Raw genomic sequence first — 16,651 nt, forward strand, 5'->3', positions numbered from 1 at the left:
CCATTTTTTTTAAAATTATGAGCACTGTACATCAACGATTAAGCAAACATATATTGGCAGACGGTTTTCCATTAGTGATGGATATGGAAAAATCGCATGGGTCATATATTGTCGATGAAAACGGCGATGAATACCTTGATATGTTCAGCATGTTTGCCTCCATGGCCGTAGGATACAATCACCCTCATTTGGTTAAACATCGCGACTTTTTAGGAAAAATGGCAGTGAATAAACCTGCAATGTCAGATATCTATCCAAAAGAATTTGCAGACTTTGTGGACACCTTCGGCCGGGTCGCCATCCCAGATGAACTCGCCTATGCCTTCTTCATTTCAGGCGGCACTTTGGCTGTTGAAAATGCCTTGAAAGCAGCTTTTGACTGGAAGACACGACTTAATTTCTCCCAAGGTATACAGAAAGAAGCCCATCAGGTCATACATTTCAGACAGGCATTTCATGGCAGGTCGGGTTATACACTTTCGTTGACCAATACCCATGACCCAAGGAAATATATGTACTTTCCAAAGTTCAACTGGCCGCGGATCACCAATCCCAAGCTAAGTTATCCGCTAACAGCCGAACGCATCAAACAGACAATCGACCTTGAGGAAAAAGCCATAGACGAAATCAACTATGCATTAGAAAGTAACCCACATGACATCGCCTGCATTATTATTGAGCCTATTCAAGGCGAAGGTGGTGATAATCACTTCCGAAAGGAATTTTTGCAGCAACTGCGTGAGATTTGTGACAAACAGCAAATTCTCCTCATCTTTGACGAAGTCCAGACCGGATTGGGCATCACAGGAAAGATGTGGGCATATCAGCATTATGATGTGTTACCAGATGTAATCGCCTTTGGAAAAAAAGCGCAGGTCTGCGGCATATTAGCTAGCAAAGAGAAGTTTGACCTGGTAGAACATCATGTGTTCAGAGAATCGAGCCGGATCAACTCTACCTTTGGTGGAGACTTTATGGACATGCTCCGTTTTAAACTAATCTTAGAAGTGATCGAACAGGAAAATTTAGTTTTAAATGCAGCTGAAAAAGGTGAGTATCTTAAGTCTAAACTTGAAGAACTGATGGTGGAAAGACCGCAGCTCTCCAATCTACGGGGAGAAGGACTGTTTGTAGCGCTGGATTTTGAATCCACTGATGCACGCAATGAGTTTATTAAAAAAGCCTATGCCAATAAGCTGATCATGCTGGGCTGTGGTGAACGAAGTATCCGCTTTAGACCCCACCTCAATGTCAGCTTTGAGGATATCGATCGGACAGTCAGCATTATGACGGCCAGTCTATAATCATAGCAATTCCCCGGGACAGTGTCCATTGCGAGTTCACATCCCAGGGAATTGAGTTGTTATGTTTATTAATGGCACACGTTCGGTCGGTCCACGTCCACCAGTTCAGAAATGCCGTACTCATCGAAACGGTCCAGTAGCGCATCGGTTCCTTCTTCTAACTTATAATCCATTTCTTCCTTATAAATTGGGATCATTGCGTAGAAATTAATCACGTTGCCATCTTTAGTTTTAAGTTCTAGGAATTCCTCACCGAAGCTAAGCATCGGAGGCAATAGCAGCATACAGCCGAATCCGGTATTGGCGATCTCTTCGGCATCTGCTCCATTTGGAATGGTATGGCCATAGCCGAGCCACGTTTTATATTCATGAGGAAACCGTGCCAGCCGTTTTAAAAAGTAAACCGGCCAGTAGTTGTTATCATCCTGAAATTCCTGCTCGCCTATCGCCCAGTCAGCAGGAAGCACAACCATTAGCTCAGCTCGCTCATAACTTTCTTTGTTTTCCAGTTCATCCGGAACATGCATAGGCAAATCACTCATGCCTGAAGTTACCAGAATGTTAAAGGGATAATCTGCACTGGGTTTGATCCAATGCACATCGATATGTACCAGCTCAGAAATGATTTCATGAAAAACCATTTCGGGTGGAGCAATATATTTTGTCAAATGCTCCTCGATTTCTTCCAGATAGACACACTGAATTTCGGGAAAAAGATTCCTCGGATCTTTTTTTTCTTCGGGTTGTTCTTCATAACGATACACCGTAGAACCACCAGCGGTAATTTCCACTTCCTTGTTTTCAGAAGCAGCACTGTCTTCACCGCTCATTAATTTTTTAACTTTATCCCAAAACGACATACTGTGTTAATATATTGGTTGTGTATAAACTGTAGCTTTTTATTCGATAACTGCAACTACAGGCTGCCGAAACCGGGTCTTAACCGGCTTTCCCTTCACCAGAGCTGGCATCCACTGTGGAGACCTGCGCATGGCAGCCAGTACCGCCTTCGCGAACTCCGGACTAATTTTTTCCGGATTTTCGATTTCGATATTGCAGATGGCGCCATCTTCGCAAACGATAAAATTAAGAACCGCAGTCTGCTTTGCCCCATACTTCACATAGGCGACGCTGTCCATCATCATGGCAGTTCTGGTCAAATCGAGGTTATTCTGCAAAAATTTAGACCATGCTGTTAGTCCGCCTTTAAAATATGGAAACTCATCCACTTTCTGAACCAAACTATCCGCGGGTATGTCACGGACAGCCTGAGCATGAACGTGCCAACACGTAAAAACCAGCAGTACAACGGTGGAAAAAATTTTAGAAACCATATTCATACCATTTAACGTGTTTCGATAGCTATTTATTGCATTATCTGTGCTTACATCTAATTCAATGGCATATCGAGTTCAGACCTAAAGTTACCCTGTTCATCCACCAGAAAGCTGACCGGCTGTTCGGGATTCTTGATAATCTCAAACAATGTAAGGCCCCAAGGCTTCCAAAAATTCTCCAAAACCTGACCATAAGTTTTGTTCTGCCAGTGATCAAATATCGGTTTCATCGACATGTCAGCTAATGGCATCGGTTCGACATAGACTTTCTGCGGAGTATTTAAGTAGGTGTAATCTGGCAGACGGTTGAATAAATAAGCAGAATAAAAGTACCGTGCACAAAGTTCTTCGAATTGGATAGGGTGTAGGATCTTGCCTTGGATTATTTTCAGGATGTCCTCGTGATAGATATTGTTGGTGGCATTGTCCTGAAGACAGGCCACCACGGCGAAATCTTTCATCCGAATGGAAAAAATCAGGGTATTGATCTCGTCTCGGTACATAAACGTATCGGGAGCATTGTTCACAGGCACAACAACCAAAGAGAAAGGCATCGTATTCTCAAATTCCATGGGTGTCACAAGCGACTGCAACATGGCATGCAGGTTTGTAAATCGTTGTGCCAAGGCCTGGGAAAAGTTCATATCCTCACCAGATGCCTGCTGTTGTCGGATCCCCGCCAGGATTTCGTTATAGACTACACCATACATTATTTTGGACATCCATTGAAACAGCAATATCGGGTCAACGCGCCTAACGGCCTCATATCCCTGCCCGAATGCGTGTTCCACTACGCGTTCCATTTGTTCGATAGCCTCTGCTGCGGCTATGCAACAAGGAAGCTTCAAGGATTTATAGGTGACCAGATTCTCGTCCAGCATCTTAAAAGGCTTATCCTCCAACTGAAAAGATTTCATCATCCATACTGGGAAAACCTGAATAGATTCCTCCTGCGATTGAAGTTTATTGCCCGTCAAAAAACAAATATCTGACTCAAACTGAAATTGTCTGAATGGATTGTACAAAGTTGTCGCCATAATGCCAGCAAAGTTAATACAAATCGAATAGGACACAAGGTATGGATATTCTTATTACGCTATCTTGACCTGTTTATGGAATATATTTTATTTTCAGAAATTTTGAAAATTCAGAACTAAGGATGGCTATCCCACGTTTACTTTAAAATTTTCAAATATCAGCGCTGCGTTCACGATGCTGCCGTCATTATTTTTCACGCCTTTAAATTCTGAAGTTTTTCCTTTTTCCAGGAGATTTTTCATCTCTTTTTCCTCCAGAAAAATTCCGTTTAGGGTTCGCCAGATCTTAAAGTCACAACCACGGGCATAATGGTCGCATTGGGCCACACGGTCATACAGCTGAATGAGGCCTTTGTCACATTTTGGGCACTTTATTTTGCCTTTTTGTTGCGGCTTGATCTCTTCTTGAGCCAATGAGATGCGTAAGGCCAGCAGCTCTTTGGTTATCTTCGCCGTATAATCTTTGATATGCTTCATAAACACATCGTAAGAAACCTTATTGGCGCGCATTTCTTCGAGTTTCTGCTCCCATTTACCTGTCAGGGTCACCTTTGCAATCGAACGGTCCTTGACCAGCTGATAGACCGCTAATCCTTTTTCGGTGGGAATGAGCTTCTTTTTCTCGCGTTTGATATAATCGCGCTGAAAGAGTGTTTCTATAGTGGCGGCCCGTGTGGCCGGAGTTCCAAGCCCACAATCTTTCATGGCCTGACGCATTTCCTCATCTTCGATGTCCTTGCCAGAAGTCTCCATGGCTTTCAATAACGACGCTTCGGTATGAATTGGCCGCGCTTTGGTAAAACGTTCGGCAAGCTCGAGCGTCAGTATCTCCAACAGCTGTTCGGCCGACAATTTGGGGAGCTGCGCATTTTCATTGTCCTGGTCTTCGTTATTCTTATCATCATCGGCCACCTCGATCTGTTCGGGCGAAAGACGCCAGCCGTATTGCTTGATCACGGTACCTTTCGCAATTAGTTCCACTCCCTGTGCATCGATGATGACAGTGGTAATGTCTTTGATACATACATCAGAAAAGCTCTCCACCATACGCTTGGCAATCATATTGTAAATGTTCTGCTGCTCTTTGAGCAGGTGCCCCGGCTTCTCATCCGTTACCAACAAAGCATGGTGATCGGTAACTTTTTTGTCATCAACAGAGCGTTTATTCAGCTTAGCCCCGATCAAATTCCGCGCAATAGAGGCGATCGATTCCTCCGCAGTATCCGACAGATGCTGAAAGAGCTCTTCCATTTTCTCGAAGACATCCTCGCTGATGTAACGGGAGCCTGTCCGCGGATAGGTGATCACTTTTTTCTCATAGAGTGTCTGGGCAATACTTAGCGTCTGGTCGGCTGAATACCCATATTTTTTGTTCGCATCTTGCTGCAGAGAAGTCAGATCAAAGAGCAAGGGCGGCTGTTCTTTTGTCTCTTTGGCTTCCACTCGGGCTACCCGTGCTGTAGATCCTACCGATAACCGCGCTATAGTCTCCTCCGCCACATCTTTTTTATCGATCTTATTGGAGGTGGCTTTAAAATTGATATTATCCTTTTCAAAACCAGCCTGAATTTTGTAGAAAGCCTGTGGCTTAAAGTCTTTGTTTTCCAGATAACGCGCACAGATCATTGCCAAGGTCGGCGTCTGCACTCTTCCTAAGGATAGGAGTCCTTTATTACCCGCGGCGAGCGTAATGGCCTGGGTCGCGTTGATCCCGATCAGCCAGTCTGACTCCGACCTCGAACGCGCAGACATATATAAACTGTCGTACTCTGTTCCATCCTTTAAATTGGCGAAGCCCTCTTTGATCGCTTTGTCAGTCTGACTTGAAATCCAAAGGCGTTTAAAAGGCACTTTTGAACCTAAAAAATAATAGATATTTCGAAAGATAAGTTCGCCTTCCCGTCCCGCATCCGTCGCCACAATAATTTCTTCCGCTTGGTCCAATAGTGATTTGATTGTATTCAGTTGCTTGACAGCTCCTGCATCATCGATTTGTTTTCCGTCTTTTTTGACTTTTTTTGACTCGAGTTTAAAGGTTGCCGGTATAATCGGCAAGTTGGAAATAGTCCAGCTGTTGTAACCGTAGGCCTGAGGTGTACACAACTGCACCAAATGCCCAAAAGCATAAGTAAAAGCATAACCATTTCCGGCGATATAACCATCCTTAACTTCTTTTGCTCCCATCACCCGCGCCAGATCCCGTGCTACGGATGGCTTTTCAGCTATTACAACTTTCATTTTAACGTATTGAGATTTGCGTATTGAAATTTGACACTACTTGTACAAGCCTTTGGCCCACCTGATATTTTCCATTTTACTGTGGTGAAATCACACCAAACTTAACATGTCTTCACTCTTTTGACCGTTAAGATCCTCAGCTGACAGGTCCAAGTTTATTCAATACTCGGAATCGTGATTCCTTTGATTTTCCGATAAAGTTCGATCGCATATACATCCGTCATCCCGGAAACAAAATCCAGGACACAGCGTATTTTGGAATAAGAATCCTCTTTATCTGTATAAAACTGCTCCGGTATCAAAGCAACCAGCTTTTTGTCATAATTATTTTTATTCTTTTTTAGATACGCGGGAACAAACTCCTTGAGTAATGCATCCATTACGCGGTAGCCGGCTATCTCTATCTGGACCACCGTCGGCGCATTGTAGATCTTTTCAATGGAAATTTTCGAAATTTTGTTCATCTGTCTGACGATATCTTCATCAAGCGCGTCCATCAAGGCGGAAGAAAACGTGCCGGACAAGAACTTATCCTGTTCGCGGACAAAGACATCCACACAGCCTTTTATCAAGGTATTAATTGCTTTGGCGCGCAACAGGGCGACACGGCTCGGTGTATCTAGCAAACTATCCAGACGTTCCCGTAGATTTTCAGAACCACAAAGGGGAAGCAAAAGTTCCTCAACTTCCTGATAAGACAAGATTTTGAGATGATGCGCATCCTCCAGATCAATAATATTATAACAAATATCATCTGCTGCTTCAACCAGATAGACCAAAGGATGTCTAAGGTATCCGCGGGGATTGGAGGGATCCCTCAACAAGCCTAATTCATTGGCGATCTGCTCAAATGCTTTTTGTTCTTCTGTAAAGAAACCATACTTTTTGCGGTGATGGCTTTTTTTGACATGGCCGTCAATAGCCAGACAAGGATATTTTACGATAGACGCCAAGGAGGTATAAGTCAATGCAAACCCTTTAGGGTCCTTTCCTTGGAAAGCGTGTGTCAAAATCCGCAGGGCATTGGCATTTCCTTCGAAGTGTGTCAGATCGGCCCATTCTTCAGCGGTCACCTGATCTTGGTATTTTCGTCCATCACCATCGGTGAAGTAGGTGGAAATAGCCGACTCCCCTGAATGCCCGAAGGCAGGGTTCCCAAGGTCATGGGAAAGACAAGCAGCTGAAATAATATTTCCTACTTCCTGCAGGTAGGGATATGCCGTATCGATAGCCGGGTTCTGTTCTTTGAGCTGTGCATAAAACATGCGTCCAAGGGAACGGCCGACACTCGCAACTTCTAAGCTATGCGTCAGTCTATTGTGTACAAACACTGCTCCCGGAAGCGGAAAGACCTGCGTCTTATTCTGTAATCTTCGAAATGGCGATGAAAAAATCAGACGGTCATAATCCCGTTGAAATTCCGACCGGGCTACCAGATGGTTCTCCACCGTCCTATCTTCATAACCCCAGCGTTTTGCAGAAAGCAAATCTTTCCAGTTCATTTTTTCAGACATAGCGCAAAGATAGGAAAAGTAAAAATTAAAAAGATGGAATCTTGTCACTCATGCCTCCATACTCCATACTAATTCCGTATCTTTAATTCCCAATACCAATAGAAACGGTCATGACAAAATATCAATCACTTATACCAAAACACTTTGATGCTACGATCGAGGGGAAGAATACCCATTTACTTTTATTGAAGAATGAAGGAGGTATGCAGGTGCTCCTCACCGACTACGGCGCGCGTATCGTAAGTATTTTAGTCCCTGATAAAAACGGCAATTTAGTGGATGTAGCACTTGGATTTGATTCCATACAGGGCTATTTAGCCTCAGATGAAAAATATCATGGTTGTACAGCCGGACGCTTTGCAAACCGTATCGCAAACGGCAAATTCGAACTTAACAATAGATCCTATACGCTCCCGCAAAATAATGGCCCAAACTGCCTGCATGGTGGCATTTCGGGGTTCCATGACAAAGTATGGGACCGTCGGGTCACCTATCAATCTCATGTTGAATTCTATTATGTCTCTCCTGATGGTGAAGAGGGTTTTCCCGGAAATGTAAAGGTAATGGTTTCCTATACACTCACCCGAAATAATGAAATTATCATTAAGTATCATGCGCAGTCCGACGCCGACACACATGTCAACCTGACCAACCATACCTACTTCAACCTTGATGGGGAAGGCAACGGGGATGTGCTACAGCACATACTGCAGATCAATTCAGATGAAGTTCTATTTGTTGATGAGAACCAAATCCCCAATGCAATCGTTCCAGTTGACGGAACAGCTTTTGACTTCCGGATTCCAAAAAAAATTGTCCAGGATATCACAGCGAACGATGAACAGCTTATTGCAGCAAAAGGGTATGATCACTGCTATGTTAATAATAAACCTATTTCGCAGCCTTGTGCCACCGCGTATTCCAAAAATACGGGGATACAGCTGGACGTGTTTACGACCGAGCCGGGCGTGCAACTATATACCGCCAATTGGATGACTGGCAACGATATTGGCAAAAGCGGAAAAAAATATCTGCCTTACGCCGGCTTCTGTTTGGAAACCCAGCATTTTCCGGACAGCCCTAATCAGGCGGAATTTCCTTCGACTCTGTTACGGGCCGGCGAATCCTTTGATTCGGAAACACACTTTAAATTTTCCATCAAAAAATAATAACAGAAAAAACGGCGAACGAGAAGTATCTCGTTCGCCGTTTTTTCTGTTATTCCAATATACTTTATTTTAACAGCTCATCTATGGCCTGTTCCACCTTTTCGAATTCAAAAGTGGCTTTTACCTGCTGAAACATGCGTTGGATCTGATCATTGCAGAGATTGTCTATGCTGCCTTCATGGGTATGGTTGACTTCCTTGGACGGTTTAAAACGGCCTGCCTCTATATCGATACCGATTGTCCTGTAAGCTTCCCGAAAAGGCACTCCTTTAAGCACCTCATTATTGACCACTTCTACCGAAAACAGGTAATCGTACTTCGGATCATCGAGCACATTTTCTTTTACCGAGATATTTTCAAGCATGAAGGTCGCGATCTCCAGACAGTCCTTCAATGATGTAAATGCTGGAAAAAGATTTTCTTTCAGCAGCTGCAGATCTCTGTGGTAACCCGATGGCAGATTTGTGGTCATCAGCGCAATCTCATTGGGCAGTGCCTGAATTTTATTACAGCGCGAACGGATTAGTTCAAAGACATCTGGATTCTTCTTATGTGGCATAATACTGGATCCTGTCGTCAAATGAGCTGGAAAAGAGATAAAACCGAAATTCTGATTGATATACAAGCATACATCCATGGCAAATTTTGCCAAGGTAGCAGCTATAGCACTCATTCCTTGTGCCAGGATACGCTCCGTCTTGCCTCTTCCCATCTGTGCGTAAACCACATTGTAATTGAGATCTTCAAATCCCAACAACTGTGTGGTCATGGTTCGATTTAATGGAAATGACGAACCATACCCTGCCGCGGAACCCAAAGGATTTTTATTGCACACCTTCCATGCCGCACGCATCATTTCAAGATCATCAACCAAACTTTCCGCATATGCACCAAACCAAAGTCCAAAAGATGACGGCATGGCGATCTGCAGATGTGTATATCCAGGGATCAGGATATGTTTGTAGCGTTCACTCAGTTGTACGAGGATATTAAAAAAAGCCTCTGTGTGCTGAATGATCTGCTGGATCTCCGAACGGAAATACAATTTTAGGTCGACCAATACCTGGTCATTGCGCGACCTTCCTGAATGTATCTTTTTGCCGGCCTCACCAATACGTTGCGTCAGCAACATCTCCACCTGCGAATGGACATCTTCCACAGAGCTTTCAATCTGGAAATTACCTGCCTGAATATCTTTATAGATATTCTTCAATTCTTTCTGTACGACATCAAGATCTGCGTCTGTCATCAGGTCGATGCTATTCAACATCCGCGTATGCGCCAATGAGCCCAAGACATCAGCGGCTGCCAACTGCAGGTCCATCTCCCGGTCGTTGCCGACAGTAAATGATTCAACAAAGGAATCAACATCTATATTTTTTTGCCAGATTTTCATTGCTACAAATTGTTTATTATGGATAATGAAGTTGCCATGAACCAGTTGTTTAGCGTTGATTGAAGATCATGTAAATTTCATTAGTAACCTATTCTGGCTAATAATGCTCCTTGCGATATTGACATCAGATCTTATTAGCCTTGCAAAAATACCAATTGCAAATGGTTATATCAATGGCCTGATCGGAGACGTTCAAGATTATATGAACACTCAAAAACAGATTTTCACGCTGAACTCACGAGCCGTTACAAAAAAAATAAAATGTTAAAAGTTTGTTAAATCGCAATAAACACACATTATAAGTAACCACTCACTTTATTTTTAAATCTTATTTTGTCAGTTTTTTAAGTATTCCTATGTTTGTAGTGTAAGGGAGATGAAAAATTAAAAGCGGATAAGGTTAGTAAATACTTACCACTTTAAATACACCGAATTTTAAAACCAAATATGATAGACCTCAACGTCTTAAAACTTGTAAGAAATTACCTAACCAATTGTGAATCGAAATTTAAAGGCACATCAAACCAAGATGTGCCTTTTTTCGTGTCCTGCCCCGGCGCGACAAGGAGGATAGCTTATTCTAGGCTAAAATCCTTATCTTTGTTCTGATATTGAAAATATTCAACAAAAAACGTATACGATGGGAACAGAAAGCAAGAGACAGCAACGTTTTGCTGGAGTGATTCAACAGGATTTAGCAGCACTATTTCAACGAGAAGGCAATTCGTGGGCTCCAGGGGCATTTATTACGGTCACACGTGTTCGAGTAACGCCAGACTTGGCTATTGCCCGTGTTTATTTGAGCTTTCTAAACACAAAGACTGCCCAGGAAGATATCAAGGCTATCCGAACAAAAACATCCGAAATACGCTATAAACTGGGATCCAAAATCAAAAATCAGGTGAAGATTATTCCGCAGCTGGAATTTTTCCTGGATGACACCAACGAATATGTCGAGCATATGGACAAATTGTTTGAAGAAATCAGCAAAGAGCCCCGTCAACCTGAATAATATCGCTCAATTGTCTTGTCTGAAGATCAATGGTATTTGAACTTGATAGCAAAAGACTTGAATTTCCGCATCCCAGCTATGCGGAAGAAGATGGCCTATTGGCTATAGGGGGTGATCTTTCAGCGGAACGGTTGCTTCTCGCTTACAGCAACGGGATATTTCCTTGGTTCAGTGACGAAACACCGATTCTCTGGTATGCTCCGGATCCTCGTTTTGTCATTTATCCGGACAAGATAAAGATCAGCAAAAGCATGGCCTCTTTGATGCGGAAAAATATCTTTTCCATCACCATCGATCAGCACTTCGGACAGGTTATCCAGCATTGTGCTTCCATTCAACGAAAAGGACAGCATGGTACCTGGATCACGCGAGATATGATGGAGGCCTACACTTTGCTTTTTGAAAAAGGATACGCCCATTCCATTGAGGTCTGGAAAGAAAGCTCGCTCGTGGGCGGACTCTATGGAGTACTTATCAATGGCGTCTTCTGTGGAGAAAGTATGTTTTCCAAAGAAGCGAATGCGTCCAAAGCGGCTTTGATCTATCTGGCACAGGAAATCGAACTCAAACTAATCGATTGTCAGTTCCATACTCCACATCTGGCCAGCATGGGCGGCGAATTCCTTTCTTTGTCCAATTATCTAACTATACTAACAACAGACCAATGAACAGTCCGTACAAACCTCATTTCGACATAGCTCCGGATATCAGCTACCTAACCACCCCTGGATCGGGCCTCCTTTCACGTGAAACAAAACAATGGCGGACAAAGAGGGATCAAGAATTCTTTGACTCTAATACCGTATTACGCGAACAGCAGGGAGCTGCCCTGGACTCCTGTAGGGAGACTATCGGCCGCTTCTTCAATTGTGCGCCGTGCAATGTGTTTTTGTCCAGCTGCTTTTCAGTTGCTTTCAACACCTTGTTGGCCGGTCTGCCCAAACATTATAGGGTTCTGCTGCTGGATAACGATTATCCTTCCGTAAATTTTCCGACAATCATAAGCGGTTTTGAACATCAGTTTGTAGCGATGGACGAACAGCTGGAAGCTAACATTTTAAATGCTATCGCAACTTTTCGCCCCAACGTACTGGTATTTTCCATTGTACAGTATATCTCCGGGATGAAAATAGATCTGAGCTTTATCCAGGAGCTTAAGCACCTGCACCCCGATTTGCTTGTCGTCGGAGATGGGACACAGTTTTTGGGAACCGACCATTTTCACTTTGATCAATCAGGCTTTGACGCTGTGTTGTGCAGTGGATATAAATGGCTGATGGCCGGGTATGGAAATGGCTTTGTTCTTTTAAACCAAAAAATGAAAGATATCCTCTATGCAGACGTTCAAAAAAAGTACAGCTACCTCAATAATCAATGGTTAAATAAGTCGGTTGTACAATTATGTTTTGAACCTGGGCATCTGGACACGCTGTCACACGGATCATTGCAGCACGCACTGGAGCAGCTTACAGAGTGGGGTTATGGAAAGGCCGTCAGCTACACACAGCAACTTGTCTCGGCAGCAAAAGCTGAACTGTCCGACAGAAAGCTTCTATTGGACAGTATCGTCAATAGACGCCCCCAAAGTAATATTTTCAATATACAGATCAGCCCGGACAACGTTGAGCTACTGATTCATGAAGGGATAAAATGTTTTCCCCGAGGCTCAGGAATCCGGGTAGGTTTTCATCTGTACAATGATGAAACGGATCTGGCAAAGCTATTAGACATTATAGACACAAAAGTAAAATAAGGATGAAATTTAGAATAGGCGATTTAGTCAGGTTTGTGGATGAACCGATCGAGGGTCACATCACATCCATGCAAGGGAATAATATCGTCGGAGTTACCGATGACACAGGATTTGAAATCCCTGTACCGATGGATAAAATTACATTAGTATATGGTAATATGCGTCGGGCAGATGACGAACTCGACCAGCATGCCAGTCCGCTTACACCAAACAGATTTGTAGAGAAAGGCATTCTGCTGGCTATATCCGGCGACCATAAGGATGGACTGGCCAAACTGCATATCATCAACGAAACGAGCTATGAGCTCCTAGCCTCTGTATCAGAAGCCACTGCAAACAAGGTAAAAGGCATATTCAGCAATAAAATACCGCCACACGATTCGATACAGTTTTATACCGGGAATTTTGCGAACGTAGGAAAATGGCCAACATTCCGATTCCAGATTATCAGACACAGCAGCAGCCTCCAGGAACTGACATTGCCTATCAACAGAGAACAACGGGTACGACCTGTGGATCTAACTAACCCAAAGGAACGCCATGAAATTCTGGACGAAAAAATCTGGTTCTATGAACTGGACAAGGCCGAAGAAGACCTGGGATTGGAGAAATTAAAAGCACACTTTATTCCACACCGGCCCAACAAAAAATAAGCTAGATGAATCATCTAGCTTGTTTTTTGTTGGGTATCTTCAATGTTCGAGGACATTTTCCTGGTACTCAGCAGCAGTAGCCCAATGCCGACCAAATAAATAATCCAGCCCCAGCGCATATGGAGGGATTTGGACAATAACCGGTCTGCAAATCCCCACCCGAAATAATTATTGATCTTAAACCACACTGCAGCGATGCTCAATACATACCAAAAAGCAGCCAATCTGGTCATCCAATGATACGCCCGCACGGCGCGAACGAAAAATAACAAAGCTGTTATTCCCAAGATCAGCATCGTAATAAAAAATAGGTAAGCATCGACCTGATACAAATTCCAGTTTCCTTTGATTGGAACTTTTAAAAACGGTGTCATGCTGGACACAAAACAGACGATTAGCCCGACAATCGCAAAATACTTCCTGATAATGATCATGATTCTAATTATGTTAATATCGATACGAATATAAGTTGATTATTGGCACTTATATAACCTGTATTCCTTTTTTTGAAAAATTATTCTATTTTAGGCGCAGTTCCAGGCAACGAGGCTTGGCAAATAGGCTCAATAAATCGGTATCTATAGACAGGTTATCGAACAACATATAAAAATTTACGCCAAATAATAGTAATATGAAAAGAGTATTTGACGAGGAGACAGCTACAGCACAGCCGTCACAGCCCAATAAACAAAAAAAAGGATTTATCGTTGCCGGTATCATCCTGGTATTTGCCGCTCTGGCCACAGGTGGGTATTATTATACGCTGGAGCAGCCTGTTGACAGCGTTCCGTCCGCAGACAGCGTTGCTACAGAAGTCGCCGGCTTTGGTCAGGTGGATCCTAAAGATACGGGGGACGCCGACGGATGGAGCTCGCTTGAAGATGTAATGCATTGGAACAACGCGATCTTTACTATCCCCGAGTACGACAACATTGCTTTGCGGTACCGCAGGGGGATCACTAAAATATTCATGGGCAATAATTATCTCGAACCGGCAGACGATAAACCGGTATACAAATTTACACGTATCAAGGACCGTGCGAAACATGTATTCTGTTACGGGAACTTTACCGACCGCAACGATGCCAATGACTGGAATAAAGAAATGGCTTTCCTGGTTGAAAAAAATGATTATCAGAGCAGCGCGATCTGGATTATCTCAGCTAAAGGCGATATCCTATTCTGGAAAGAATATTCCAATGAATTGCCCTTGATCAATAGTTTCAAGAAAGGTCAAAAAATTTATATGAATGAAATGAAATTGGTCCCCAGCCCCGCAGACGGTATTATCATCAAAAACAAAGCTTCTAAATATGCCCTGCTCTATAACAAAGAAACCAAGACCTTTGACAGTTATTACCAGTATAATGATGATGAGATTAGGGAGACCACAACTCCCGAAGAAGGTCCTTATATAGAAGAGCTCGAAGATATTACGGCGGATTCGACTCAATCCGGTGCTAACAGCAATGAGTGATTACAGTTCAATAACTTTAGTATTCTGGTCACTCCAAAGAGTGACCAGAATCACAACGATTACGTGAATACCAAAAGAAGTTGTAACACAATACTTTACACAAAATTAACGACTATTTAAAATCTTTCTAAATTAGTCCGTTTGACAGATTTTTGACACAAGCACAAAGCTTTTAAGCTACATTTGTACCGTTAAATATAAGCGAGGGATTAGAGCTTTGAAAAATCTTAAAGTATTAGCGTTTACTCATAAACATGTCGAACTGAAAGATCTAGGAAATCTAGTGATCTGCAATGAGGATTTAGAAAGTCGCCTCATTAACTTAAAACATAGTCTAGATATTCCTGAGATTTTTTACATTGGAACTTGTAATCGAGTAGAGTTTGTATTTTATGGTGCTCATGAACTTACCAACGAATTTATTGCGGAGTTTATGGGGAAACTAAACTTCTGTGTTCCGCAAGAGCGTCTCCAATGTTATCTTGGCCAGGTGACCAAATACGAAGGAATGGATGCTCTACACCATTTACTTCGCATGTCCTGTTCGCTTGAAAGTCTTGTTGTTGGCGAAAAAGAAATCTTGGCACAGGTCCGCAGGGCTTATGACCGCTGCAGAGAAGCCGGATTTACCGGAGATTTTCTCCGCTTAATGATGGACCGTCTCGTAAAGACAGCCAAAGAGGTATATACCTATACCAAAATTTCCAGAAATCCCATTTCTGTGGTATCACTTGCTTACCGCAAACTGCGAGAGTTGAAACTTGTTGAAAATCCACGAATTCTGATTATAGGATCAGGAGAAACCAATCAGAATCTAGCTAAATATTTTCAAAAGAACCAAAAAGCAAAATTTGTGGTTTTTAACCGTACGCTGGAAAATGCAAAAGTGCTGGCTGAAGAATTAAATGCAGAGGCCTACCCCCTATCCGAAATCGGTAAATACAAAAAAGGATTCGATATCTTAATTACCTGTACCGGAGCACCAACATCAATTATTGACAATACTCTCTATCAGTCCTTATTGAACGGTGAAAACGATAAAAAAATTATCATTGATCTGGCAGTACCGAATGATATTGATGCGGAGGTACTTAAAAATAACCCTGTACACTATATTGAGGTCAGCAGCTTGCAGGCCATTGCGGAGAAAAACATCCAAGAACGTTATAATGAACTGGAAAGCGCAGAAAAGATTATTCAGGACAATATCCAGGAATTTCTGCCCTTAATCAAACAAAGGCGTGTAGAAGTGGCCATGCGTGAGGTTCCTGAAAAAATTAAAGAGATCAAGTCGTTTGCGCTAAATGAAGTATTTGCCCAGGAAGTTCAGGCATTGACTCCCGAAGCGAGGGCCGTACTTGAAAAAGTCATTAACTACATGGAAAAGAAATATATCAAAGTTCCGATGGTCATGGCTAAAGAGATTCTGGTTAAAACCCCGGAAACCGAGAAAAACTAATCGGCATCCCACACAGCACATCTCCTTCTCGTCTTTTATTTTTTCCTGCCAGCTTACACTTGAACGGTATTACGATCTTGTTCCATTCCTCATGAATAGTAACCGGCCATTTATCGATATTATATACAGTTTATCAACGATTTCGCTATATATAATGACAGTAACGTGTCAACATATTCCACCTATTTATTTATTTTTGCTTCGGTAAGTGAAATAAGACACATGTCGGCAGGCTACTGTTTCCTAGAGCTCAAAAATTGCTTTAAAAAGCGCCCATATTGATTTTAGGTCTGGCTAGCGCC

15 protein-coding genes are annotated in these 16,651 nt (G+C 42.8%); 8 read left to right on the top strand and 7 right to left on the bottom strand.

Translation table 11 applies throughout. From position 1 onward, the window contains the following. The first annotated feature begins 17 nt into the window (after window positions 1-17). The gene (gene lat / locus FGL37_RS04500; RefSeq protein ID WP_037534128.1) at window positions 18-1,304 is read left to right on the top strand and encodes an L-lysine 6-transaminase; all 1,287 of its coding nucleotides are present in this window, start codon (window positions 18-20) and stop codon (window positions 1,302-1,304) included. Window positions 1,305-1,372: 68 nt separating this feature from the next. Here lat and FGL37_RS04505 read toward each other — a convergent pair whose 3' ends face one another. The 5 genes from FGL37_RS04505 to FGL37_RS04525 all read right to left on the bottom strand — a co-directional run bounded on the left by FGL37_RS04505 (window position 1,373) and on the right by FGL37_RS04525 (window position 7,430). Beyond that, window positions 1,373-2,164 carry a suppressor of fused domain protein gene (locus tag FGL37_RS04505; RefSeq protein WP_028071500.1) on the bottom strand — a complete coding sequence of 264 codons (792 nt, stop codon included), beginning with the start codon at window positions 2,162-2,164 and terminating at the stop codon, window positions 1,373-1,375. Window positions 2,165-2,203: 39 nt separating this feature from the next. Further along, the gene (locus tag FGL37_RS04510) at window positions 2,204-2,638 is read right to left on the bottom strand and encodes an energy transducer TonB (protein ID WP_160169538.1); all 435 of its coding nucleotides are present in this window, start codon (window positions 2,636-2,638) and stop codon (window positions 2,204-2,206) included. A gap of 56 nt (window positions 2,639-2,694) precedes the next feature. Continuing rightward, window positions 2,695-3,678, bottom strand: coding sequence for a hypothetical protein (locus tag FGL37_RS04515; RefSeq protein WP_028071502.1), 984 nt, complete (start codon window positions 3,676-3,678; stop codon window positions 2,695-2,697). Between the two features lie 126 nt (window positions 3,679-3,804). Next, window positions 3,805-5,916 carry a type IA DNA topoisomerase gene (locus tag FGL37_RS04520; RefSeq protein WP_028071503.1) on the bottom strand — a complete coding sequence of 704 codons (2,112 nt, stop codon included), beginning with the start codon at window positions 5,914-5,916 and terminating at the stop codon, window positions 3,805-3,807. Between the two features lie 155 nt (window positions 5,917-6,071). Beyond that, on the bottom strand, window positions 6,072-7,430 hold the full coding sequence (locus tag FGL37_RS04525; protein ID WP_037534129.1) for a deoxyguanosinetriphosphate triphosphohydrolase: 1,359 nt from the start codon (window positions 7,428-7,430) through the stop codon (window positions 6,072-6,074). A 110-nt stretch (window positions 7,431-7,540) separates the two neighbouring features. On the opposite strand from FGL37_RS04525, the gene FGL37_RS04530 reads away from it, so the two are divergent. Further along, complete coding sequence (locus FGL37_RS04530) at window positions 7,541-8,599, top strand: aldose epimerase family protein (protein ID WP_028071505.1); 1,059 nt, start codon at window positions 7,541-7,543, stop codon at window positions 8,597-8,599. Between the two features lie 64 nt (window positions 8,600-8,663). Here the strand turns inward: FGL37_RS04530 and argH are convergent, their stop codons facing one another. After that, entirely contained in the window at window positions 8,664-9,995 is a 1,332-nt protein-coding gene (argH, locus tag FGL37_RS04535) for an argininosuccinate lyase (protein WP_028071506.1), read from the bottom strand. A gap of 640 nt (window positions 9,996-10,635) precedes the next feature. Between argH and rbfA the strand changes: the two genes are divergently transcribed. The 4 genes from rbfA to FGL37_RS04555 are packed head-to-tail and all read left to right on the top strand — an operon-like array spanning window position 10,636 to window position 13,413. After that, window positions 10,636-11,007, top strand: a complete 372-nt coding sequence (gene rbfA, locus FGL37_RS04540) for a 30S ribosome-binding factor RbfA (protein WP_028071507.1) — start codon at window positions 10,636-10,638, stop codon at window positions 11,005-11,007. Window positions 11,008-11,036: 29 nt separating this feature from the next. After that, window positions 11,037-11,675, top strand: a complete 639-nt coding sequence (aat, locus tag FGL37_RS04545) for a leucyl/phenylalanyl-tRNA--protein transferase (protein ID WP_028071508.1) — start codon at window positions 11,037-11,039, stop codon at window positions 11,673-11,675. Beyond that, entirely contained in the window at window positions 11,672-12,760 is a 1,089-nt protein-coding gene (locus tag FGL37_RS04550) for an aminotransferase class V-fold PLP-dependent enzyme (RefSeq protein ID WP_028071509.1), read from the top strand. Before aat ends, FGL37_RS04550 begins: the two co-directional genes overlap by 4 nt. Window positions 12,761-12,762: 2 nt before the next feature. Continuing rightward, entirely contained in the window at window positions 12,763-13,413 is a 651-nt protein-coding gene (locus FGL37_RS04555; protein WP_028071510.1) for a DUF8465 domain-containing protein, read from the top strand. 14 nt (window positions 13,414-13,427) lie between these two features. Here FGL37_RS04555 and FGL37_RS04560 read toward each other — a convergent pair whose 3' ends face one another. Further along, window positions 13,428-13,847, bottom strand: coding sequence for a hypothetical protein (locus tag FGL37_RS04560; RefSeq protein ID WP_051607242.1), 420 nt, complete (start codon window positions 13,845-13,847; stop codon window positions 13,428-13,430). Window positions 13,848-14,044: 197 nt separating this feature from the next. On the opposite strand from FGL37_RS04560, the gene FGL37_RS04565 reads away from it, so the two are divergent. Next, window positions 14,045-14,890 carry a hypothetical protein gene (locus FGL37_RS04565; RefSeq protein WP_051607243.1) on the top strand — a complete coding sequence of 282 codons (846 nt, stop codon included), beginning with the start codon at window positions 14,045-14,047 and terminating at the stop codon, window positions 14,888-14,890. A 217-nt stretch (window positions 14,891-15,107) separates the two neighbouring features. Beyond that, window positions 15,108-16,349 (top strand): glutamyl-tRNA reductase, encoded by a 1,242-nt coding sequence (hemA, locus tag FGL37_RS04570; protein ID WP_028071511.1) that lies wholly within the window; start codon window positions 15,108-15,110, stop codon window positions 16,347-16,349. Window positions 16,350-16,651 lie beyond the last annotated feature (302 nt).

Source organism: Sphingobacterium thalpophilum (assembly GCF_901482695.1).
GTDB classification, from domain to species: domain Bacteria; phylum Bacteroidota; class Bacteroidia; order Sphingobacteriales; family Sphingobacteriaceae; genus Sphingobacterium; species Sphingobacterium thalpophilum.